Source organism: Variovorax sp. LjRoot130 (genome assembly GCF_964253755.1).
Lineage (GTDB): Bacteria > Pseudomonadota > Gammaproteobacteria > Burkholderiales > Burkholderiaceae_C > Variovorax.
In genome coordinates, this window is the sequence record NZ_CAXURM020000002.1 from 1,369,200 (window position 1) to 1,389,282 (window position 20,083).

Annotated in this window: 22 protein-coding genes; 11 read left to right on the forward strand and 11 right to left on the reverse strand. The window is 66.1% G+C overall.

Going from position 1 to position 20,083, the window contains the following annotated elements; genetic code table 11:
- Positions 1-217: 217 nt before the first annotated feature.
- Positions 218-802, reverse strand: a complete 585-nt coding sequence (locus ACSQ86_RS36355) for a hemerythrin domain-containing protein (RefSeq protein WP_436310836.1) — start codon at positions 800-802, stop codon at positions 218-220.
- Between the two features lie 116 nt (positions 803-918).
- On the opposite strand from ACSQ86_RS36355, the gene ACSQ86_RS36360 reads away from it, so the two are divergent.
- Positions 919-1,380 (forward strand): NUDIX domain-containing protein, encoded by a 462-nt coding sequence (locus ACSQ86_RS36360; RefSeq protein ID WP_436310837.1) that lies wholly within the window; start codon positions 919-921, stop codon positions 1,378-1,380.
- On the opposite strand, the gene ACSQ86_RS36365 is transcribed toward ACSQ86_RS36360, so the two are convergent.
- Both ACSQ86_RS36365 and ACSQ86_RS36370 read right to left on the reverse strand, forming a co-directional pair.
- The gene (locus tag ACSQ86_RS36365; RefSeq protein WP_436310838.1) at positions 1,370-2,764 is read right to left on the reverse strand and encodes a trypsin-like peptidase domain-containing protein; all 1,395 of its coding nucleotides are present in this window, start codon (positions 2,762-2,764) and stop codon (positions 1,370-1,372) included. The genes ACSQ86_RS36360 and ACSQ86_RS36365 overlap by 11 nt on opposite strands.
- A 1-nt stretch (position 2,765) precedes the next feature.
- Positions 2,766-3,188 (reverse strand): universal stress protein, encoded by a 423-nt coding sequence (locus ACSQ86_RS36370; protein ID WP_436310839.1) that lies wholly within the window; start codon positions 3,186-3,188, stop codon positions 2,766-2,768.
- Between the two features lie 136 nt (positions 3,189-3,324).
- On the opposite strand from ACSQ86_RS36370, the gene ACSQ86_RS36375 reads away from it, so the two are divergent.
- A complete protein-coding gene (locus ACSQ86_RS36375; RefSeq protein ID WP_436306405.1) occupies positions 3,325-3,846 on the forward strand; it encodes a universal stress protein in 522 nt (173 codons plus the stop codon).
- Between the two features lie 263 nt (positions 3,847-4,109).
- Here ACSQ86_RS36375 and ACSQ86_RS36380 read toward each other — a convergent pair whose 3' ends face one another.
- Entirely contained in the window at positions 4,110-5,561 is a 1,452-nt protein-coding gene (locus ACSQ86_RS36380) for an amidase (RefSeq protein ID WP_436310840.1), read from the reverse strand.
- A 143-nt stretch (positions 5,562-5,704) separates the two neighbouring features.
- On the opposite strand from ACSQ86_RS36380, the gene ACSQ86_RS36385 reads away from it, so the two are divergent.
- Together ACSQ86_RS36385 and ACSQ86_RS36390 are read left to right on the forward strand one after the other, a co-directional pair.
- Positions 5,705-6,598 carry a LysR substrate-binding domain-containing protein gene (locus tag ACSQ86_RS36385; RefSeq protein ID WP_436310841.1) on the forward strand — a complete coding sequence of 298 codons (894 nt, stop codon included), beginning with the start codon at positions 5,705-5,707 and terminating at the stop codon, positions 6,596-6,598.
- A gap of 347 nt (positions 6,599-6,945) precedes the next feature.
- Positions 6,946-7,155 (forward strand): hypothetical protein, encoded by a 210-nt coding sequence (locus ACSQ86_RS36390; protein ID WP_436306402.1) that lies wholly within the window; start codon positions 6,946-6,948, stop codon positions 7,153-7,155.
- Positions 7,156-7,242: 87 nt separating this feature from the next.
- Here ACSQ86_RS36390 and ACSQ86_RS36395 read toward each other — a convergent pair whose 3' ends face one another.
- The 4 genes from ACSQ86_RS36395 to ACSQ86_RS36410 all read right to left on the reverse strand — a co-directional run bounded on the left by ACSQ86_RS36395 (position 7,243) and on the right by ACSQ86_RS36410 (position 11,204).
- The gene (locus ACSQ86_RS36395; RefSeq protein ID WP_436310842.1) at positions 7,243-8,802 is read right to left on the reverse strand and encodes an AAA family ATPase; all 1,560 of its coding nucleotides are present in this window, start codon (positions 8,800-8,802) and stop codon (positions 7,243-7,245) included.
- A gap of 56 nt (positions 8,803-8,858) precedes the next feature.
- The gene (locus ACSQ86_RS36400; protein ID WP_436306400.1) at positions 8,859-9,266 is read right to left on the reverse strand and encodes a hypothetical protein; all 408 of its coding nucleotides are present in this window, start codon (positions 9,264-9,266) and stop codon (positions 8,859-8,861) included.
- A 486-nt stretch (positions 9,267-9,752) separates the two neighbouring features.
- Complete coding sequence (locus ACSQ86_RS36405) at positions 9,753-10,253, reverse strand: universal stress protein (protein WP_436310843.1); 501 nt, start codon at positions 10,251-10,253, stop codon at positions 9,753-9,755.
- 108 nt (positions 10,254-10,361) lie between these two features.
- Positions 10,362-11,204: a universal stress protein gene (locus tag ACSQ86_RS36410; protein ID WP_436310844.1), complete on the reverse strand. Its 843-nt coding sequence runs from the start codon at positions 11,202-11,204 to the stop codon at positions 10,362-10,364.
- A gap of 199 nt (positions 11,205-11,403) precedes the next feature.
- Here ACSQ86_RS36410 and ACSQ86_RS36415 point away from each other — a divergent pair, with 199 nt between their 5' ends.
- From ACSQ86_RS36415 to ACSQ86_RS36435, 5 genes are all read left to right on the forward strand, one after another.
- Positions 11,404-11,799, forward strand: a complete 396-nt coding sequence (locus tag ACSQ86_RS36415; RefSeq protein WP_436310845.1) for a hypothetical protein — start codon at positions 11,404-11,406, stop codon at positions 11,797-11,799.
- A gap of 113 nt (positions 11,800-11,912) precedes the next feature.
- Positions 11,913-12,527, forward strand: a complete 615-nt coding sequence (locus tag ACSQ86_RS36420) for a flavodoxin family protein (RefSeq protein WP_436306396.1) — start codon at positions 11,913-11,915, stop codon at positions 12,525-12,527.
- Positions 12,503-12,895, forward strand: a complete 393-nt coding sequence (locus ACSQ86_RS36425; RefSeq protein WP_436306395.1) for a DUF302 domain-containing protein — start codon at positions 12,503-12,505, stop codon at positions 12,893-12,895. Before ACSQ86_RS36420 ends, ACSQ86_RS36425 begins: the two co-directional genes overlap by 25 nt.
- Positions 12,896-13,003: 108 nt before the next feature.
- Positions 13,004-13,459 carry a universal stress protein gene (locus tag ACSQ86_RS36430; protein ID WP_436310846.1) on the forward strand — a complete coding sequence of 152 codons (456 nt, stop codon included), beginning with the start codon at positions 13,004-13,006 and terminating at the stop codon, positions 13,457-13,459.
- A 12-nt stretch (positions 13,460-13,471) separates the two neighbouring features.
- Entirely contained in the window at positions 13,472-14,926 is a 1,455-nt protein-coding gene (locus tag ACSQ86_RS36435) for a trypsin-like peptidase domain-containing protein (protein ID WP_436310847.1), read from the forward strand.
- Positions 14,927-14,932: 6 nt separating this feature from the next.
- On the opposite strand, the gene ACSQ86_RS36440 is transcribed toward ACSQ86_RS36435, so the two are convergent.
- From ACSQ86_RS36440 to acs, 3 genes are read right to left on the reverse strand one after another with little or no spacing between them, the layout of a single operon-like run.
- On the reverse strand, positions 14,933-15,517 hold the full coding sequence (locus ACSQ86_RS36440; protein ID WP_436306392.1) for an NAD(P)H-dependent oxidoreductase: 585 nt from the start codon (positions 15,515-15,517) through the stop codon (positions 14,933-14,935).
- A 23-nt stretch (positions 15,518-15,540) separates the two neighbouring features.
- A complete protein-coding gene (locus ACSQ86_RS36445) occupies positions 15,541-15,897 on the reverse strand; it encodes a c-type cytochrome (RefSeq protein WP_436310901.1) in 357 nt (118 codons plus the stop codon).
- Positions 15,898-15,916: 19 nt separating this feature from the next.
- On the reverse strand, positions 15,917-17,893 hold the full coding sequence (gene acs, locus ACSQ86_RS36450) for an acetate--CoA ligase (RefSeq protein WP_436310848.1): 1,977 nt from the start codon (positions 17,891-17,893) through the stop codon (positions 15,917-15,919).
- A gap of 137 nt (positions 17,894-18,030) precedes the next feature.
- Here acs and ACSQ86_RS36455 point away from each other — a divergent pair, with 137 nt between their 5' ends.
- Both ACSQ86_RS36455 and ACSQ86_RS36460 read left to right on the forward strand, forming a co-directional pair.
- Positions 18,031-18,339, forward strand: coding sequence for a DUF485 domain-containing protein (locus ACSQ86_RS36455; RefSeq protein ID WP_093110171.1), 309 nt, complete (start codon positions 18,031-18,033; stop codon positions 18,337-18,339).
- Positions 18,336-20,063, forward strand: a complete 1,728-nt coding sequence (locus ACSQ86_RS36460) for a cation acetate symporter (RefSeq protein ID WP_436294600.1) — start codon at positions 18,336-18,338, stop codon at positions 20,061-20,063. The genes ACSQ86_RS36455 and ACSQ86_RS36460 overlap by 4 nt, the downstream gene beginning before the upstream one ends.
- The last annotated feature ends 20 nt before the right edge of the window (positions 20,064-20,083 follow it).

The following is a 20,083-nucleotide window of genomic DNA, read 5'->3' on the forward strand; positions in this document are numbered from 1 at the left end:
CCGGTGACTCGTGCAAGACGTCCTGGGTCGCATCGACCTCCCTACTGCACCAGCACCACGTTCGGCAAGGCCACCTGAGGGCCAGGGCAATCAGGGGCACGATCGCCTACCGCCGACACAACGTCCGCGATCGAAATGCGCTCTCCGCCCGAAGCGGTCCAGCCCGCATCGCACCCGGCGACGGACGTCTTCCGGGCGCATTGACCGAGGCACGACGTCAGCTGGCTGCGCCCAACCCGATCGGCGCAGGCACTGCATTGACAATGCGCGTGAAGAGCGCGCGGTAGTCCGCTTCAGGTTCGCATCCGGTCAATGGATCGCGGTTGGTGCTGAACGCCTCGTCGAGGTCTGCCCAATCGTCGTCAGTGAGCACCCGTTCGGCCAACGGCAGGATCTCCCTTTCTTCCATCGCCATGTGAGCAAGATAGAAATCAACATAGCGCTCTGCCGCCTCCTCGAAAGCCTGCCGGCGCGGCTCGCCGATCATCTCGAAGCCGAGCAAGGCGTGTTCGACCTCGCGGATTCTTCGCTCGCCACGCGCATGGTCATCGTCCAGGCGATCGAGCAGTTCGCGCGAAAGCGGTGTCCGCGCACGCAGCTTCGGAAACAGCAACTCCGACTCCTTGCGGTGGTGCCGCTTCTCGGGAAACTCGTCGACGTAGAACAGCATCGCCCGCAGCGCGCCGAAGTCAGGCAGCGTGCCTTGCCGTCGATGCTGCGCCAAGAGCAACAGGACGGAACGCAGCATGGCCGACAGGGCCGAGTGCTCGTCGCGGATGATTCTGGTGGTGGTGTGAGTCATACAAATCCTTGGAAGGCTCTAGACTCCCATAGAGTTCGGGACGCGGCCTTGCTGCAGATCAAATGAAGGTCGCCTCGACCTGCGCAAGGTCCCAGCGCATGGTCCAATGCGCGCAGATGGCGAAGCGAAGTGCTGGATTGCTCATGTACCGTCGCAATGACGGTGTGCTCGAGGTCCTGCTGGTGCATCCCGGTGGGCCATTCTGGCCGCGGCGCAACGAGGGTGCCTGGTCCTTTCCGAAGGGCGAATACGACAGTGGCGTCGAGACTGCCCTTGACGCCGCCAAACGGGAATTCACCGAGGAGACCGGCTTTACGCCCGGCACGCGCCACGCGAGCCTGGGAGAGGCTGGCCAGCGCAGCGGCAAGCTGGTATCGGCCTGGGCCTTCGAAGGCGATTGCGATCCGCAGGCGCTCGAATCCAACACCTTCGAGCTCGAATGGCCGCCGCGATCAGGCAACTTCAAGAACTTCGCGGAAGCAGACCGGGCTGCTTGGTTCACGATGGCTGCAGCACGCAAAAGCATCCTTTCGGGGCTGGTCGTTTTCATCGACCGGCTCGAAGCGCTCAGCGCGTGAGCCCGATGGGCGGCGTCATCGGCACGAAGGTGGTGATCGAACCGCGCCGGATCAGCAGAGCCACGGTCTCGCCCTGCGGGACCGATTCGAGCGCTCTGTCCAGATCGCTGATCCCGGAGACGCCGACATCGTTGACAGCCAGGATCACGTCGCCGAAGCGAAGACCTGCCCGCTGGGCGGATCCCGAAGTGGATCTCACATAGAGTCCTGGCTCGAGCAGCCCGCCCGTCTGCTTGGCTGTGCGCTCGACCAGGTCGAGTCCCAGGCGCGGCTCGCGTCCGTCCCGGGAGGCGACGCGCTGCGGAAGATCGGGTGCGCTTTGCGCAACGGTGAGCTTTACCGTTAGCGGCGCCTTGCGACGCCAGATGCTCAGCGTGATCGAAGCGCCGGGGCGGGCAGCCGCAACGCGCTGCTGGATTTCCGGGTAGGCCGTCGCCGTGTTGGTGTCGACGCCCAGCACGACGTCACCGCTGCGAAGGCCCGCATTCGCCGCCGGTCCGCCGGCATCGACACGCACGATCAGCGCCCCCAACGCAGCGTCGAGCCCGAACGCGAGCGCAAGATCCGAGGTGAGCGCCTGAGTCCGGGCACCAATCTGCCCGCGCGTCACGCGCCCCGTCGACCGGAGCTCGGCGGCGATCCGCATGGCCGTGTCAATCGGCAGGCTGAACGACACCCCTAGATACCCGCCGCTCGCGGAATAGATCATCGAGTTCATCGCGACGACTTCGCCGCGCTTGTTAAAAAGAGGCCCCCCCGAATTGCCGGGATTGAGCGCGACGTCGGTCTGGATCAGGGGCTCGCCGGTGCCGCCGGGCAGGAAGCGCGGATTGGCGCTCACCAAGCCGGCGGTCACGCTTTGCTCGAATCCGAATGGCGCGCCCAGCGCTGCCACCCATTCTCCGGCGCAGAGGCGCGCGCTGCTGCCGATGGCAGCGACCGGCAGGTTTGTCGCGGCGATCTTCAGGAGCGCTACATCGGTGCGTCGGTCGAGCCCGACGACATCGGCCGGCCAACGACGCTGCCCGCCTACGAGGACCGCTGTCTCCTGGGCCCCGAGCACCACGTGCGCGCTGGTCAGCACGTACCCGTCGGCGCTGACGACAATGCCCGACGCAGATGCGCGCTCCGATCCCGGTCGGGATCGGGCCAGCATCCCGTTGTCATCGTTGTCGCCCCACTCTGTGCCTTGCCCGATCGCCAGCACGCTCACCACAGCCGGTGCCTGGCGTGCCACCGCTGCCACGAAGTCGACGCCCTGCCTCGGCGCGTCGGACGGGTCAAGACAGGGCCCGTCGCGAGGCCATGCATGCGTGGTGCCCAGTAACGCCAGTGCGCCGAGCGTCGCCGCCAGGACGCCGCGCGCGAACGGCTTGCTCAGCATCTCAGCGCACCAGCAAGACCGGCACCGTGCATTGCGCCAACACCTTCGTGGCGACGGAGCCGAGCACGAGATTCTTCAACGCGCCGGCACCGTGCGATCCCATGACCAGCAGATCGAACTTTCCCGCTTCTGCGTACGCAGCGATCTCGTCGGCCGGATGGCCCACTTTGTGAACCAAGGCCGCCTCGATACCGTGCTCCGAAAGGAACGCTCGAATCGGCTCAAACACCAGTCGCGCGTCATCTTCGTAGTAGCCATGAACGAGTTCGGGCCCCGCGAAGGCAGCAGCCCGGTGTGGTACCGGGAGAACCGCATAGAAAACCGTATAGGTGTGACCCGCGCCCAGCCCGTCCTTGTGCGCTGTCAGGTAGGAGAGCATGCGCTTCGTGTAGTCGCTGCCATCCACTGCGAGAAGAATTTTCATGATGTTCCTTCGAATCGAAAGTCCCGGATGGCCTGATGTTCGTCGCGCGCTCATCGATTTCCTTTGCGCCAAATCAATATGCAGCGCGCCATCATTCCGATACTGACCGTCTCAACCTGCACCGAAGGAGCGCGTCATGTACCAGCAGATCCTTGTTCCCATCGACGGCAGTCCGACATCGCGGCACGGCCTGGACGAGGCCATCCGCGTCGCCAAACTCACGCAAGGAAGGCTGCGGCTGCTCCATGTGATCGACGAACTGTCCTTCGCCCTCGCCATGGACGCCTACGCGGGATACGCCGGTGACTGGCTGAACGTGCTGCGCGAGAACGGCAGGCGCCTTCTCGATGAGGCCGCGGCCACCGCCCGGGCCGCCGGCATCGAAGCCGACAAGGTGTTGTGCGACAGTTTTGCGGGCTCGGTCCATCAGGTGGTCAATGCCGAAGCCGCCAAGTGGCCCGCAGACTTGATCGTCCTCGGCACCCACGGCCGCCGCGGGGTCGGCCGCGTCGTCATGGGCAGCAGCGCGGAGCACATCCTGCGCTATGCCTCGGTGCCGGTTCTGCTGGTTCGTGCGCCGGAGGGCGAATCGAAGGGCGAACCGGTCCAGGCGCCGACGAGTGTCAGCTTGCCGACCGGCGCGCTGGCCTTCGAGTGATTGGATGCGCGTCGTCGCCTCACCAACACACGAAGGATGGGTCGCGTATCAGCGCATTCTGTTCCCGTCGATGGCAGCCCGACATCGAATCGCGGACTCGAAGAGGCCAACCGCGTCGCCAAGCTGACCCGTGGACGGACTTCGGCCACCATGATGCGCCGGGCCTCCTGCAGCCGCGGCATCGTTGTCCGCACGACGGACTGAGGCGCCCCCTCGGTTCATTTCCGCGAAGACTTGGCCTTGACCTCCAGAGACCCTTCGGCCTACGGCCGGCCCGCCCAAAGCGCCGGACGTCGGGCGGCCCAGGGCATCGACTGCTCGAGCTGCCCGGCCAGTCGTAGCAGCAGGTCTTCACGCGCAAAGCCGGCGGCGAACTGGATGCCGATGGGCAAGCCGTCGCCCGGCGCCACCGCCAGCGGCACGGACATCGCCGGTGTTCCCGCCACGTTGGCCGGCGGCGTGAAGGAGGCATGCCGGAAGACGCGTGCCGTCCACTCCAGGCCGCTCATGCGATCGGCGCCCTCGCTGTAGGTCGCAAGCAGCCCCGGCAGCTGCGGGAGCGTGGGCGTCATCAACACGTCCATCTTCGCGAACCATTCACCGACGGCGCGCGCGACGGTATTGCGCACTTCGAGCGCAGCGGCGAAGTCGACGGCGCTCGCGCTGCGGCCATAGCGATAGTTCGCGAGCGTGGAAGGCTCGAGAGTCGTCGCATCGATGGGGCGGCCGGTTGCGGCGGCAAGTCCGTCGATCCAGCGCACCAGCGTGGCGCACCAGATCTGCGCGTTGGCATGGACGAAGGCCTCCCACGACACGCCAAGTTCCGGCGTGGCCTCTTCGACATGATGGCCGAGCGACTGGAGGTGGCGCGCCGCGTCGCGCGTGGCCTGCGCAATAGGCTCCGACGTGGGCACGCCGTTCCACGAGTGGACCATCAGCCCGATGCGCAGCCTGCCAGGGTCGCGCCCCACCTCTGACAGGAAGCTGCCCGCGGGCGGTGCGGTGTAGTAGGGGTCGCCGGCCGAGTATCCCTGCACCGCGTCCATCAGGGCGGCGCTGTCGTGAACCGTGCGACTGACGCCAAGTTGCACGCCGAGGCCCGCGAACACTTCATCGAGGGCCGGGCCGTTGGACGTGCGGCCCCTCGTGGGCTTGAGGCCGAACAAGCCGTTGTAGGCAGCGGGCACGCGGATCGAGCCTGCTGCATCCGTTGCATGCGCCATCGGTACCACGCCCGCCGCGACGGCTGCGCCGGAGCCACCACTGGAGCCGCCCGCGCTGAGGCGGGTGTCCCAAGGGTTGCCGGTCGCCCCTTGCAATGCGGACTCTGTTTCCGTGCTGAAGGCCATTTCGGGTGTTGTCGTGCGCCCGATGGTGACCAGGCCGGCCTTCCTGAAATGGCGCATGAGACTCGAGTCGCCAGATGCGACCACACCCTTGGCCAGCCGGCTGCCGAGTTCGTTCTTCCTGCCTGCCATCTGGATGGCGAGATCCTTGATCAGAAACGGCACGCCCGCGAGCGGGCTGCCGGTCGCCGGCGTAGCCAGATCCGATTCTTCAGGCGCCCAGTGCTCGACCACGGCATTGATTCGGGGGTTCACGGCATCCGCCGCGGCCCTTGCGAGCGCAGCAAGTTCTGCCGGCTGGATTTCGCCGGCAGCGACGAGCTGTCCCAGGCTGACGGCGTCATAGGTCGTGTATTCGCTCAGGTTCATGGTGTTTCTCCAGAAGGTGGAGCACCGAAGATAGGGAAAGCGAGCCGTTTTGATTAGCCCACTCGGACGGCAAGAGCTGGACCATAGATGGGACAATGCCGGACGTGCGAACCGTCGAGGGGACGTTGATCATGGCAAGAGATATGAACGACACGCTCGTGTTCGTCCGCGTCGTACAGGAAGGCAGCTTCACTGCCGCGGCGCGCGCACTGCAGATCCCCAAGACCACGGTCAGTCGACGCGTCTACGAACTGGAGAAGTACATGGGCGCGCAGTTGCTACGGCGCACAACGCGCAAGCTGAGCCTGACCGAAGCGGGGGCGATCTATTTCGAGCAATGTCGATCCATCGCCAGCACACTCGAGGCCGCCGAGGGTGCCGTACACCAACTGCGCGACGGCCCGCGCGGGTGGCTGCGCGTGACCATGCCCTACTCGTTCGGCGTGAGCTGGTTCGCCCCGCTGCTCCCCGGTTTCCGCGCGAGCTACCCCGACGTGAGGCTGGAGATCCTGGCCTCGCACGCAACACTCGACCTGGTCGACGATGAGATCGACATTGCATTGCGCCTCGGCGAGTTGCCGGACTCCAGCCTCGTGGCACGGCGACTCGCGAGCTTTCCTTCCGGCACCTTCGCAAGCCCTGCATACCTTCGGCGCGCGGGAGCACCCCAGACGCCCGAAGCCCTGCGCGATCATCCGACACTGGCGCTGCATCAGGCGCGTCGCGACGTCGGCTATGTGTGGCCGCTGCGAAAGGGCAGCGGCAAACCCCGCGGCTACCTGATCGACCCGGTCGTTGTGGCGAGCGATCCGGCTCTGCTCTATGACGCTTTGTGCCAAGGGGAAGGCATCTCACTGGCTATGGAACAGAGCATGGCGATGGATGTCAAGGCGCGCCGCTTGGTGCGCGTTCTGCCACAGTGGATCGGCTCGCCGCAGGAACTCAATGCGCTTTCCTCACGGGAGCGGATGCCCTCTCCGAAGGTGCAGGCATTCATCTCCTTTCTCAAGGAAAGGCTCAGGTTCGACGGGGTCTGAGTGCGCGCATGCAGAGAGGCGATCTTCATTGATTCGCGCGGTGGTCTATATTCTTGTCGACGAACCTTATTGGGATCAGGAGCGGAGCGCATTCTGCGTACTCGCCGGCGCCCGCACTGCTGGGTCCGTGCTCAGGAGATCGAATCGGAGGCGCGGCGGGTCCCGTCTCGGAGATCCGCGAGCCTCGCGCCCGCCTTGGCGTTCGAATGATGAGACAGACGGTTCACGCAATGTTTCCTACGGATGCGCCGCATTGACGGTACGGCTAAGCGGTCGATCTAGATTGAGGCCGTGCCTCACCGCTTTCCTACCCTCTTCCAGAAGCGAGGCGCGCCAAGGAGACTGTGATGAACGCCTCGCATGCATCCAGCGGCTACGAACTGCGCTTCCGCCCGCTCTTCGCCGACCGACGCGCCTACGCCTTCCCGTGCGACGCGGCAGGCCATGTCGACATGGATTCGCTCGGTGAACGTGCGCTCAACAACTATCTCTATGCGCGCGCCATGATGGGACGCGAGCTTTCGTGGCCGGACGTGACTCCGAGCCTTCCACATTGAGCGTCGCCGCCGGCGGCCGCTGGCGACCCATCCTCCACGTTGAATGAGGATCCGGTGCGCCCGACTCCGGTGCGCCGCCAGCTCGAGTCACGGGGACAGCGCAAGCCAACGCGCGCTCAGCGCAGCCGTATCCACCGGCTCGTCCGTGACGACTTCAAGCGCGAGGGCGCACTCGTCCGGATCCAGGGGCTCGTGGGTGGCAAGCTGCCGCTCCAGCACGGCCAAGGTCGCCTCGGACGCATCGCGTCCCTCGGCGTCGCGCGCCACCACTCGCCGACGCAACTGCGTTTCGGCCGCGCGGCAACGAAGAATCGAGAACGGCACACGCAGCTCGGCCGCCAGGGCCCGGAATGCCAGCCGCTCGTCGCGGCGCAGGAAGGCCGCGTCGACGATCACCGGGTAGCCGGCCTGCAGCGCCGTGCGCGCGCACTCGGCCAACCGGGCCAAAGTGCGCTGCGTCGCGTCCTGCGTGTATATCCCGGCATGCTGATCGGCTGAACGTTGCTGCGCCCCCAGTCCGAAGAGGCGTTTGCGCTCGACGTCTGACCGGATGCGGATCGCGCCCGCAGCCGCGAGCAGCGCCGCGGCCATGGTCGACTTCCCCGAGCCGGACAACCCGTGCGTGATCATCAGGCGCGGCGCGTCGCCCGGGGTCTGCGCAAGCTGTCCCGCACAGGCCAGGTAGTCCGGCTCGGGGGGCGGCGCAACATCAGCGCCTGCGCGCGCGCGCAGTCGGCAGACCAGTGCGCGCACCAGGGCCCGGTAGATCTCGTAGAAGCGCAACACCGGCACGCCGGCGTAGTCGCCGCTGTACTGCAGGTACGCGTCGAGAAAGCGGAATGCGAGATCCTTGCGACCATGCACCTTCAGGTCCATCGTGAGAAAGGCGACGTCGCTCATCACGTCGATCCAGCGCAGAGCAGGATCGAATTCGATGCAGTCGAAGGCGGTCAGATGGCCATCGATCAGCACCACGTTGGCCAGATGAAGGTCGCCATGGCATTCACGCACCGCACCGCTGCGCTGCCGCGCAAACCAGGCCGTGCGCAGTGCCCTCCTTTGCTCGAAAACCCAAGCCTGCAGATCTCTTGTGCGCTTCGCGCCAGCATCAGCGCGCAGACGTGCCAATGCATCGACTGCCGGGCGACCCACCTGGGCCGGAGCACCGAACTCGGACGCCGGCGCGGCAACCTGTGCCTGCGCGTGGAAAGCAGCCAGCCGCTGCGCGAGCTGTTCAAGACAGCCATCCTCCAGCCGTCCGGCCGGCAGCAGGCGTTGCAGCAATGCATCCTCGGGAAAACGCCGCATGCAGACGACGAAGTCGATGGGATCGCCGGCACCCAGGCGCGGAGCCTGCGTGGTGCCGGTCACCGGCACCACGCCGAGGTACAGCGAAGGCGCAAGCCGCCGGTTGAGGCGCACTTCCTCCTCGCAGAAGTGCTTGCGTGCCACGAGCGTGCTGAAGTCGACGAAACCCAGGGAGACGGGCTTCTTCAGCTTGTAGGCCATCTGCGCGGTCAGCAGCACCCAGGAGATATGGGTTTCCACCAGCGAGACCGCTTGGCCGGTGTCCGACTGCAGGCGCTCGCGCAGCGCCGTCACCAGCGTACGGTCTGCTGCGACGGCTGGGGAATCCGGCGACTTCATGCCAACAGTGTCTCCATGGCCTGGCTCCACTCGTTCCGACGTGGGATCGGCCGAGACTACTTCGCCTTGCGCTTCTTGCCGCGTCTGACCTTCTCCTTGACCTGTTGCTGATCGGCCTTGTGCAACAACTGTTTCTCGAACTCCCCGATCGCCGACCTGTCATGCGCGTAGCTGATGACACGGTAGGCATGGCGGGCGACGTTGCCGCTTCCCACGTTGCAGATGACCGTGTCATTCTCGCCGTCGAAATCGGGGGCCTCTTGGCCGAGCCAGTCGTGGTTCTCTATGGTGGTTTCGATGCGGCAATCTGCCGGCAACCCGATGCCCATCCTCCTGAGAAACTCCCGCGGCTTCCCGAGATAGGCCTTGAATTCCAGGGGCGTGCACTCCCAGAAATGGGCATTGAAAGGTTCAGCCCGAATGATTTTGGACCGGGCAGAGAAATCGACGATCTTTGTGGGCATGCTCAGGCTCCTGGACAGCTTGAAGGAACAAGAAGGAGGCGGTCGCCCCGATGGCAAGCTGTTGGCTCAACGTCGACGCGCGAAAGTCTCATCGCCCAGTTTCTTCGCAGGACCGGATGGCAGCCTTGACGCGCATCAAGGGCGACATCGATCACGAAGCAGCCGCGTCCCGGTGCGGCTGCCACGTTCCCGCAAGCCGCGACCGTGTGCCGATCGCCGACGCAGCCGCCAGCGCAGCCGAGATCAACACCAGTACCCCAAAATCGCGAAACCGATCGCGGACACGCCGCATCGGGCTGTGCGGGTCACCTCGGACAGCCGATTCTTGCCGGAATGGCCCTGCCGCCGCGCCGCCCGTCCAGCCGGCAGGCCAATCTGCGGATCCACCTCCGGGTGCAAGGCGGGGTTTCCGCAGAATGCAGGCGCGCGTTGACAATCGCGAGACCTGGGGCTCGCCCCCAATGCCACTGGCTGGCGCATCCCGTCTCACACCTCGGCCGTTTCGTGCGGCGCCGCTGCGCGGCTTGCTTCGCCGTCTGCCTGGTGGGCATTGACCAGCAGCACCGGGATCGGTGAGATGCGCAGTACCTGTTCCGCATCGCTGCCCAGCAGCACACGCCCGACGCCGTGGCGGCCGTGCGTGCCGATCACGATGAGTTCGGCGTTCCAGGCCCTCGCCTGCTCGGCGACGAGTTCCGATACGCGACCCGCAAGCGAGGTAAAGAGCACTGTTTCCGCCTTGATTCCGGCGCGCTGCGCACGCTCCTTCCCCTGCCGGAGAATCTGCTCGCCCGCTGCTTCCATCAGCGGGACCACGTCCGAACTGTAGGCGGCGAAGGTCTCGAAGCCGGTCACATACTTCAGCTCGTCCACGACGTGGACGAGCCTCAGCGTCGCGCCCGTGAGCTTGGCCAGACGAAGGGCCTCATCCAGGCCACGCAGGGAGGTCGGGCTGCCATCGATGGGAACCAGAATGCGTTGGTACATGACTATCCCTCGAGTGGGGCGGTAAGAGTTCGCTATCAGTTTCAGCGCCAGGCGGCCCCTCGACCTTGATGCACGTCAACTCAAGGCCGCGCTGTCGCACGCGCCCGCTCAATGCGCAATCAGGATTGGAAAGGTCATATGCGCGAGGATCTGCTGCGTGACGCCGCCGAGCACCATCTCGCGCAGGCGCGAGTGGCCATAGCCGCCCATCACCATCAGGTCGGCGCCGAGATCGCAGGCCCGCGAAAGCAGCGCGGCGGCGATGTCGATCTCGATCACGTCCTCCTCAGCCGTCGCCTTGATGCCGTGCCTCTGGAGCCACTGGAGCGTTTCGGCAACAAGCAGTCGCGCCGGCTCATGAGGCTCGCCGAGCCTGCGACAGAAAACGAGCTTCACCTGGCGCGCCTTGGCCAGCAGCGGCAACGCAGCGCGCATCGCCACCGCCGACGCACGGGATCCATCCCACGCGACGAACACGTTCTTCACTTTCGGCTCGGCGATTCCCGCATAGGGCACGACCAACACAGGACGGCCGGCCTGCAGCATCACGCGCGGCACGAGGCCGTGCGCCGGCGCGTCCGACCTCGCCGAGCGATCTTCCTGGCCTAGCACGATCAGGTCGCTCGAGCGACCATGCTGCACGATGGCATCGACCGCCGTCCCATCGGTCAGTCGAATCTCGTGCGACACGGGAATCGGCCCGGACACCCGGACCTTGAAACTTTCGCTGATCGCCTCCGCGCGCCGGCGCAGATGGTCCGCCGATTCGGCAATGAAGTCGGTGACACCCGTTGGGATCGCATCCGCGGGAATGACGCCGTCATACAAACCAGTCGGCACGAGGCCGATCAGGTGGCTGCCGTGCGCCCTGGCGAGCCCGGCCGCGAACGCGACGCGGGCGGAACACCTGTCCGTGTGGTCCAGGTGAACCAGGATGGTCTTGAAGTCCATGGGTCATCCTTTCGAAGATGTTCGCATCCTCGATCACTTCTCGCGCACCCACCTTGACGGCGATCAAAGCGCAGCACGCCCGAGTCGACGGCTCGAACACTGGAAGCTTGATCCAGCGCAACAACCTGCACGCCACAACGATGGAATATGTCAAGCGTTCGGGGCGAAACAGGAAAGGCGCCCAGGTCGCGCAGCCGACATGGCAACCGAGCACTTCCGTTGTTCGCTCCTTGGCTTCAAGACTGAAGGAGACCCGGCGATGTGCACGAATCTCTTGGGAATGCTCGCTGACGCGAAGCTCCCCCTCACCATTGCCGACAAGGCCCTCATTGACCGGTTGCGGGTGCTTGACGCCATGGGATACGTCAAGGCATTCATTCCAGCCGTCCACGTCGATTGCGACAACTGCGCGCGTCAGGAACCCGCCATCGCCCTAGAGGTGACGCCACGCGGTCGAAAGGCGTTGAGCGACGAGCAGAGCCTAGAGGCCGCGCAGGTGCAGCGGCCGGCACAGATGCTGCCGCAGGGGGAGCCTTCGCGCGGCGCCCATCTAGCTTGGTGGCACGGCGGCAGGAGACTTCGATCCGGCACTTGAGCAGAGAAAGAGGCAATGGCCGGCGGTTGCATCGCGCTTGTCCCTTGATCGAGCGCAAAGCGCTTCCAGCACTCGAGATCGATACTAACTACGCATCAAGCAGCGGAGACAGCATGACCAAAGTTCTCGTCGTCAGCTATTCCTATACGGGCACTTCCCGCCGGGTGGCGCAACTTCTGCGCGATCAGCAAGGCTGGGAGGTGGCCGAGATCGCGGAGGTCCGGCCGCGCAGCGGCGCCTTCGGGAACTTGCGCTGTCTACTCGATTCCCTGTTCCGACGCTGTCCGGAGATTCGGTATGGCGGCCCGCCGCCCAGGCATTTCGACACGGTGGTGCTGGTGTCCCCCATCTGGGGACAGCAACTTGCCGGACCCATGCGCAGCTTCGTCACGAGGCGGCGCGATCACCTGCCCGATGTGGCCGTGGTGTCGGTCATGGGCGGCAGCGGTGCGCCCAACGCCGTTGCCGAGATCGGCCGCATCATCGGTCGCGCTCCCATCCTGAGCACCGCGCTCACCATGCAAGAGGTCAACGACGGCAGCTGCGCGGATCACCTGCAGAGGTTCGGCACGGCGGTATGGCACGCCAGTGTGCAACGCAGAGGACGCACAGCCGGTCATGCGGACGATCAACATGTCACCTCAGGCGCTCCGATGCGCGCGGTCCAACCTAGCCAAGCATCTGCAACTCCTCGAGATATTCCATGTACGGCTTCACCATCACGCTGAGCCACACACCCTTCGACGAGGTCGTGGCCAAGGTCATTGATGCGCTCAGGGGTGAAGGCTTCGGCGTTCTCAGCGACATCGACATGCAGCGCACGATGAAGGACAAGCTCGACATCAACACGCGTCCGTATCGCATCCTTGGCGCCTGCCACCCGCGGCTCGCGCACCGGGCCTTGCAAGCCGAACCCGACATCGGTCTGCTGCTGCCGTGCAATGTGGTGGTGCGCGAAGAGGGGCCTGAACGCGTGATCGTCGGTTTCCTGAATCCGCAGACCATGGTCGGGCTGACGAGCGCCAAGGAGATCCAGGCGATCGCCGACGATGCGGAGCAGCGCCTGCGTCGCGCAGGCGCACGCCTGTGCGCCTAGAAAATTGATCTGGCGCAAAGGTCCACGCGAGCCACAGGCCAAGAATGGTTTGCCCGCCCGCATGGCCGGTGGCGAGCACCCTCCTGATGCGGCCGGCAAGGAACACCCATGTACCAACACATTCTGGTCCCCCTGGACGGCAGTGCAACTGCAGAGCGTGGCTTGCGCGAAGCGATGCGGCTCGCCGCCGAGCAGAAGGGGAAACTGCGTCTGCTGCATGTCATCGACAACCTTCCGATGCTGATGGACATGGCGGCAGCCTCCAGCTTCGAGACGACGATGCGCGAAGTTCGTGCATATGGCGAGGCGCTGCTGGCCAAGAGCCGGAAGACTGCCACCGAGGCAGGCGTGGAGACCGAGACCGTCTTGCGCGAAGTCATGCAGGGCCGCGTCGCAGATGTCGTGGTGGACGAGGCCGGGAAATCCGGTTGCGACCTGATCGTCATGGGCACGCACGGCCGCCGCGGCTTCAGCCGCCTGGCGCTGGGCAGCGACGCCGACCTGGTGGTACGCGGCAGCCCCGTGCCGGTCCTGCTGGTGCGCAACGAGCCGGTCGACGCCTGAGCCGGCGGCCCCGTGCCTCGGATCACCGCCCTTCTTCCCGCCATCGGACTCGCGTGTCTTCTCGGCGCGTGTGCCGCGAGCCTTGGGCCAACGCCTGCGGCAAGCGCCGGGGGCGAAGTCGCCGCACCGGCCGTGCCTGTCTTCTCGTCGCTCGCGGCGAGCCGCAGCGCCACCGTGGTGGACATCAGTACCCTGCGCATCGGGCGCGACGAAGGTCGCGAAGATATCGAGCTGGAATTCGCTCCCGAGAACGATTTCGCCGACCGGCTGGCCTGGCCGCTGCCAGCGAGCGTGCGGCTCAGCGAGGTCCGCGACCTCGCCTCGGGCGTGATTCTCACGAGCGACGGGCTGATCCTCACCAGCGCGCACGTGATCGCCAACGTCGACGAGGCGCAGGTCCGCCTCGACGACGGCCGCCGCTTCTCGGCCCGCGTGGTCGGTGTCGACAGACGCACCGACGTCGGGCTGCTGAAGATCGACGCAGCCGGCCTGCCCGTCGCCGTCATCGGCGACTCCTCGCACCTGGCGCCGGGCGACTGGGTGGCCGCCATCGGTGCGCCGTTCGGATTCCATAGCAGCGTGACGACGGGCGTGGTCAGCGCCACGAACCGCTTCATCGGCGGCGGCGGCGAGATTCCCTTCATCCAGACCGACGTCGCCATCAATCCCGGCAGTTCAGGCAGTCCCTTGTTCAACGGCCGCGGTGAGGTCGTCGCCATCAACTCGATGATCTACAGCGGCAGCGGCGGCTACATGGGCCTGTCCTTTGCCGTACCGATCAACCTGGCGATGAGGATCGTCACCCAGCTGCGCACGGTCGGCGTGGTTCAGCGCGCGCAACTCGGCGCCGAGTTCCAGGAGATGACGCCCGCGCTGGCGCAGTCTTTCGCGCTGCCCGACGTGGCCGGCGCCCTGGTAGTGCGGGTGGATGCAGACAGCCCCGCCCAGGCGGCCGGCCTGCTCCGAGGCGACATCGTCAGGGCGTTCGACGGTGTCCGGATCTTGCACTTTTCTGAGTTGCTGCAGCAAGTATCGAACCGCCCGGCCGGCGCCCAAACCAGGCTGGATGTGTGGCGCCATGGGACAAAGCGCACGCTCTGGGCCATCCTCGGCCACCAGCCCCCGATCAGGACTTTCGCGCGCAACGAAGTTGAGCGTGAACGCAGCGGCGGCCTGGGGCTGAGCCTGAGCGAAGTCCCGGCAGCGCTGCGCCTCCAGCTGCGCATTGACGGCGGCCTGCTGGTCCGCGAAGCTACCGGCGCTGCACGCAGCGAAGGCATCCGCTCAGGCGACCTCATCGTCGCCATCAACGACACCCGGCTCGAGCGCGTCGACGATTTCGCCCGCACGCTGGCGCAGATGCCGCCCGGCCAGACGATCGCGCTGCTGGTGATGCGCGACAGAAGGCTGGCCTACGTGCCGGTCCAGCTCCCCGCGCAGCGCCAGCGCAGCCAGCCGTTGCGTTGAGAGACCTCAGGCGGCCCGGCGCCCCAGATCGTGCAGCCGCTCGATCCATTGCGCGCAGCGGCTCCCGTCCATCGCGTCGACTGCACCGATCAGAGTGTCGCGCACCGGCGCGACCCCGACGAAGCCGAGGATGCTGCGCTTCAGCGCCTTGAGGCTGTGGGCACGGAAGTACCAGCGATAAAGGCTGGCTGGCATCCCCATCGTGATCACGATTCGCGCGCTGCGGCCGCTCAGCGGCCTGCCGGGCCTGGTCCCCCCGTCGGCGAACAAGCCGACAGCCGGCCGCATGACCTGCTCCAAGAATCCCTTCAGCAACGCCGGCATGCCTCCGAGCCAGAGCGGGAAGAAGAAGACCAGATGCTCGGCACTCTTGATGGCCAGCTGGGAGGCCATCAGGCTCTGCGGCAGCGTGCCCTTGTCCCAGTCGCTCTTGCTGCGCAACAGCGGAAAGTCGAGCTGGCCGACATCGATCGTCTCGACCACATGCCCCGCGCTGCGAGCCCCTTGCGCATACGCCTCGCTCAGGGCATGGCATAGATGGGGGGTGGAGCCATCGGGATGGCCCTGAATGATGAGGATGCGCTTCGCCATGTGCAACGCCTGACGCGGCCGGCTCAGTTCGAGGCCGGCCTGTTGCGGCTCCTGTGTGCCGCCGGCACCAGCACGCCCACCGTATTGGATGGCGGCTTGAATCCATAGAAGCTGTCGTTCAGGTGCCGCGTGACCTCAAGCACATCCTCTTCGCTCCAATCGAGCGCCGCCACCGCCTGCCAGCGCCGCACCTGCAGCTTGAGGCTATTCCAGTCGGTGGCCAGCTTCTTGTCGCGCCAGTGCACCTGCGTGGTGTGGCAGGCAATGCAATGGGTCGCGTAGAGCAGCTCGCCGCGCGATTGAGCGCTTGCCGTGGGAGCGCAGGCCAGCGCGCCGGCCAGCACGCATGCTGCCAGCAGCGCCGATGCGGGGCTTCCCATTCCCGTCACGGCATGCCGCTCAATGCGCCTCCGACAATTGGTCCAGGATGGCCGGGTTCTCCAGCGTGGAGATGTCCTGGGTGATGGCCTCGCCCTTCGCCACCGAACGCAGCAGGCGGCGCATGATCTTGCCGCTGCGCGTCTTCGGCAGGTTGTCGGCGAAGCGAATGTCCTTGGGCTTGGCGATCGGCCCGATCTCCTTGCCGACCCAGTTGCGCAATTCGATCGCCAGCTTCCTCGCCTCTTCGCCCGTCGGCCTCGGGCGCTTGAGCACGATGAAAGCGCAGATGGCCTCGCCGCTCGTGTCGTCCGGCCGGCCAACCACCGCCGCCTCGGCAACGAGATCGGTGCACGACACCAGCGCCGACTCGATTTCCATCGTGCCCATGCGATGGCCGCTGACGTTCAGCACGTCGTCGATGCGACCTCCGATCGTGAAGTAGCCCGTTTCCGGATCGCGCGCCGCGCCGTCGCCCGCGAGATAGTAGCCGCGCAGTTCGGGCGGGTAGTAGCTCGATTGGTAGCGGGCATCGTCGCCCCAGATCGTGCGGATCATGCCGGGCCAGGGCTTCTGGATGACCAGGAGGCCGCTCTGCCCGTTGGGCAGGTCGCCGCCGGTCTCGTCGACGATCGCGGCCATGATGCCGGGGAACGGCAGCGTGCAGGAGCCCGGCACCAGCGCCGTGGCGCCCGGCAGCGGGGTGATCATCTGGCCGCCGGTTTCGGTCTGCCACCAGGTGTCGACGATCGGACAGCGGCCGCCCCCCACGTGCTTGTGATACCACTCCCAGGCCGCCGGGTTGATCGGCTCGCCGACCGAGCCGAGGATGCGCAGGCTCGTCAGGTCGTGCCTGTCCGGGTGCACGGCGGCGTTTGCCTCCGCCGCCTTGATCAGCGAACGGATGGCGGTCGGCGCGGTATAGAACACCGTCACCTTGTGCCTTTCGATCATCTTCCAGAAGCGGGCGGCATCGGGATAAGTCGGCACGCCTTCGAACACCACCTCGGTCGCGCCGATGGCCAGCGGCCCATAAGTGATGTAGGTGTGGCCGGTGACCCAGCCGATGTCGGCCGTGCACCAGAACACATCGTCGTCGTGCATGTCGAAGGTCCACTTCATCGTCGCCGCGGCCTGCACCAGGTAGCCGCCGCTGCTGTGCTGCACGCCCTTGGGCTTGCCGGTGGAGCCCGAGGTGTAGAGCAGGAACAGCGGATGCTCGGCACCCACCCATTCGGGTTCGCAGGTGTCGGACTGCGCATCCATGATCTCGTGCATCCACAGGTCGCGCGCCTGCCAGGCGATCGCGCCGCCGGTGCGGCGGTAGACGATCACCTCGCGCACCGTTTCGCAGCCGCCGAGCGCCAGGGCTTCATCGGCCAGCGCCTTCAACGGCAGTGCCTTGCCGCCGCGCATCTGCTCATCGGCAGTGACGAGGACCACCGCGCCGGTATCGGCAATGCGGTCGCGCAGTGAATGCGCCGAGAAGCCGCCGAAGACCACGGAATGCACCGCCCCCAGGCGCGCGCAGGCCTGCATGGCCACCACGGCTTCGACCGACATCGGCATGTAAATGACCACGCGGTCACCCTTCTTCACGCCCAGGCTCTTCAGCGCATTGGCCATGCGGCAGGTCCGCGCCAGCATTTCGGCGTAGCTCGTGCGCGTGACCTTGCCGTCGTCGGCTTCAAAGATGATCGCGGTCTTCTCGCCGAGGCCGGCGGCGACCTGCCGGTCCAGGCAGTTGTACGAGACGTTCAAGGTGCCGTCACCGAACCATTCGTAATGCGGCGCCTTCGCGCTGTCGAGCACCGTCGTGAAGGGCGTCTTCCACTCCACAAACTCGCGCGCCAGGCGCGCCCAGTAGCCTTCATAGTCGGATTGCGCCTCGGCCGCGAGCGCGTCATAGGCCGCGCGGCCCGCGACGTGGGCCGAGCGCGCCAGGGCCTCTGGCGGCGGATAATGCTTGGAATGCGGGGCGTTGTCCTGCGTGCTCATGCGTAGCTCCTGTTGGGTTCGGGCGGGTTCCGCATCGTCGACGACATGGCGGTTGCAAACCTTGCGCTAGCGCAACTGCGTGCGCCGTCGCACCGCGTCCAATCGCCGAAGCCAATCCACCCTTCGAGGAGACCTCCATGGAAGACGACCTAGTTGCACGCATCGCCGGCCATCCCCAATATCAGGAGTTGAGGGCCAAGCGCACGCGCTTCGGCTGGACACTGACGGCACTGATGCTGATCGCGTATTACGGCTTCGTGCTGCTCGTGGCTTTCAACAAGCCTTTCCTCGCCCAGCGCCTGGGCGAAGGCGTCATGACCTTGGGCATCCCGATCGGCTTCGGCGTCATCGTGTTCACCATTGCGATCACCGCCTATTACGTCAGGCGCGCCAATGCCGAGTTCGACACCCTGTCGGACGCCGTCGCGAAGGCGGTGCTCAAATGAAGGCCTTCTCCCTGGTCGCACGCCGGGCACTGGCGCTCGCCGCCCTGGTTGCCGCGTCCGCGACCGTCTATGCGGCCGGCGCCGATCTCGGCCAGGCGCAAAAGCAGGCGACGAACTGGACGGCCATCGGCATGTTCGGGCTGTTCGTCCTCGGCACGCTGTTCATCACCAAGTGGGCCGCGTCCAAGACCAAGTCGGCGGCGGACTTCTACACCGCCGGCGGTGGCATCACCGGCTTCCAGAACGGCCTGGCGATCGCCGGCGACTACATGTCGGCGGCATCGTTCCTCGGCATCTCGGCGGCCGTGATGGCGGCCGGCTACGACGGCCTGATCTACTCGATCGGCTTTCTCGTCGGCTGGCCAGTGATCACCTTCCTGATGGCCGAGCGGCTGCGCAACCTGGGCAAGTTCACCTTTGCCGACGTGGCGGCGTTCCGCTTCAAGCAGGCACCGGTGCGCATCTTCGCCGCCTCGGGCACGCTGGTCGTCGTGGCCTTCTACCTGATCGCCCAGATGGTCGGTGCGGGCCAACTGATCAAACTGCTGTTCGGCCTCGAATACTGGATCGCCGTTGCCATCGTCGGCTCGCTGATGATGGTCTACGTGCTCTTCGGCGGCATGACCGCCACGACCTGGGTCCAGATCATCAAGGCCTGCCTGCTGCTGGGCGGCGCCAGCTTCATGGCGCTGTCGGTGCTGTGGCACTTCGGCTTCAGCCCCGAAGCGATGTTCGCCGGCGCCGTGAAGGTCAAGACCGACCTGGCGCTCAAGGACGGCAAGACTGCGGAGGCGGCCGCGGCCATCGGCCAGTCGATCATGGGTCCCGGAAACTTCGTCAAGGACCCGATCTCGGCCATCTCCTTCGGCATGGCGCTGATGTTCGGCACCGCCGGTCTGCCGCACATCCTGATGCGCTTCTTCACCGTGCCCAGCGCCAAGGAAGCGCGCAAGTCGGTCATGTGGGCCACCGGCTGGATCGGCTACTTCTACCTGCTGACCTTCATCATCGGCTTCGGTGCCATCACCTTCGTGCTCACCAACCCCCAGTTCGTCGACGCCCAGGGCGTGCTGATCGGCGGCGGCAACATGGCGGCGATTCATCTCGCCAATGCGGTGGGCGGCAACGTGTTCCTCGGCTTCATCTCGGCGGTGGCCTTCGCGACCATCCTCGCGGTCGTTGCCGGCCTGACGCTGTCGGGCGCCTCGGCGGTGTCGCACGACCTGTATGCGACGGTAGTCAAGAGCGGCAAGGCCGACAGCGCCTCGGAATTGCGCGTCTCGCGCATCACCACCGTCGCGCTCGGCGTGCTGGCGGTGCTGCTCGGCATCGTGTTCGAGAAGCAGAACATCGCCTTCATGGTGTCGCTGGCGTTCGCCATCGCCGCGTCGGCCAATTTCCCGGTGCTGTTCATGTCGGTGCTGTGGAAGGGCTGCACCACGCGCGGCGCGGTGATCGGCGGCTTCCTCGGGCTGGTCTCGTCGGTTGCGCTGACGATCGTCTCGCCCTCCGTGTGGGAGGCGACGCTGGGCTATCCGAAGGGCTCCGCGTTCTTCCCGTACGCCTCGCCGTGCCTGTTCTCGATGACGATCGGCTTCCTCGGCATCTGGATCTTCTCGCTGCTGGATTCCAGCGCGCGCGGCGACGTTGACAAGCGCGGCTTCCTGGCCCAGCAGGTGCGCTCGGAAACCGGCATAGGGGCGTCCGGCGCCAGCGGGCATTGAGCGGGTAGTGGACGGGCCGG

Bases quoted from the DNA above. Each gene is read 5' to 3' on its own strand.
- ACSQ86_RS36370 (WP_436310839.1), bottom strand. From the start codon at position 3,188: ATGAAAATTCTTCTCGCAGTGGATGGCAGCGACTACACGAAGCGCATG.
- ACSQ86_RS36405 (WP_436310843.1), bottom strand. From the start codon at position 10,253: ATGTACCAACGCATTCTGGTTCCCATCGATGGCAGCCCGACCTCCCTG.
- ACSQ86_RS36415 (WP_436310845.1), top strand. From the start codon at position 11,404: ATGGCAACCGAGCACTTCCGTTGTTCGCTCCTTGGCTTCAAGACTGAA.
- ACSQ86_RS36440 (WP_436306392.1), bottom strand. From the start codon at position 15,517: ATGGCGAAGCGCATCCTCATCATTCAGGGCCATCCCGATGGCTCCACC.
- ACSQ86_RS36445 (WP_436310901.1), bottom strand. From the start codon at position 15,897: ATGGGAAGCCCCGCATCGGCGCTGCTGGCAGCATGCGTGCTGGCCGGC.
- ACSQ86_RS36460 (WP_436294600.1), top strand. From the start codon at position 18,336: ATGAAGGCCTTCTCCCTGGTCGCACGCCGGGCACTGGCGCTCGCCGCC.
- ACSQ86_RS36355 (WP_436310836.1), bottom strand. From the start codon at position 802: ATGACTCACACCACCACCAGAATCATCCGCGACGAGCACTCGGCCCTG.
- ACSQ86_RS36385 (WP_436310841.1), top strand. From the start codon at position 5,705: ATGAACGACACGCTCGTGTTCGTCCGCGTCGTACAGGAAGGCAGCTTC.
- ACSQ86_RS36400 (WP_436306400.1), bottom strand. From the start codon at position 9,266: ATGCCCACAAAGATCGTCGATTTCTCTGCCCGGTCCAAAATCATTCGG.
- ACSQ86_RS36360 (WP_436310837.1), top strand. From the start codon at position 919: ATGGCGAAGCGAAGTGCTGGATTGCTCATGTACCGTCGCAATGACGGT.
- ACSQ86_RS36390 (WP_436306402.1), top strand. From the start codon at position 6,946: ATGAACGCCTCGCATGCATCCAGCGGCTACGAACTGCGCTTCCGCCCG.
- ACSQ86_RS36430 (WP_436310846.1), top strand. From the start codon at position 13,004: ATGTACCAACACATTCTGGTCCCCCTGGACGGCAGTGCAACTGCAGAG.
- ACSQ86_RS36380 (WP_436310840.1), bottom strand. From the start codon at position 5,561: ATGAACCTGAGCGAATACACGACCTATGACGCCGTCAGCCTGGGACAG.
- ACSQ86_RS36410 (WP_436310844.1), bottom strand. From the start codon at position 11,204: ATGGACTTCAAGACCATCCTGGTTCACCTGGACCACACGGACAGGTGT.
- ACSQ86_RS36425 (WP_436306395.1), top strand. From the start codon at position 12,503: ATGTACGGCTTCACCATCACGCTGAGCCACACACCCTTCGACGAGGTC.
- ACSQ86_RS36420 (WP_436306396.1), top strand. From the start codon at position 11,913: ATGACCAAAGTTCTCGTCGTCAGCTATTCCTATACGGGCACTTCCCGC.
- ACSQ86_RS36375 (WP_436306405.1), top strand. From the start codon at position 3,325: ATGTACCAGCAGATCCTTGTTCCCATCGACGGCAGTCCGACATCGCGG.
- ACSQ86_RS36455 (WP_093110171.1), top strand. From the start codon at position 18,031: ATGGAAGACGACCTAGTTGCACGCATCGCCGGCCATCCCCAATATCAG.
- acs (WP_436310848.1), bottom strand. From the start codon at position 17,893: ATGAGCACGCAGGACAACGCCCCGCATTCCAAGCATTATCCGCCGCCA.
- ACSQ86_RS36365 (WP_436310838.1), bottom strand. From the start codon at position 2,764: ATGCTGAGCAAGCCGTTCGCGCGCGGCGTCCTGGCGGCGACGCTCGGC.
- ACSQ86_RS36395 (WP_436310842.1), bottom strand. From the start codon at position 8,802: ATGAAGTCGCCGGATTCCCCAGCCGTCGCAGCAGACCGTACGCTGGTG.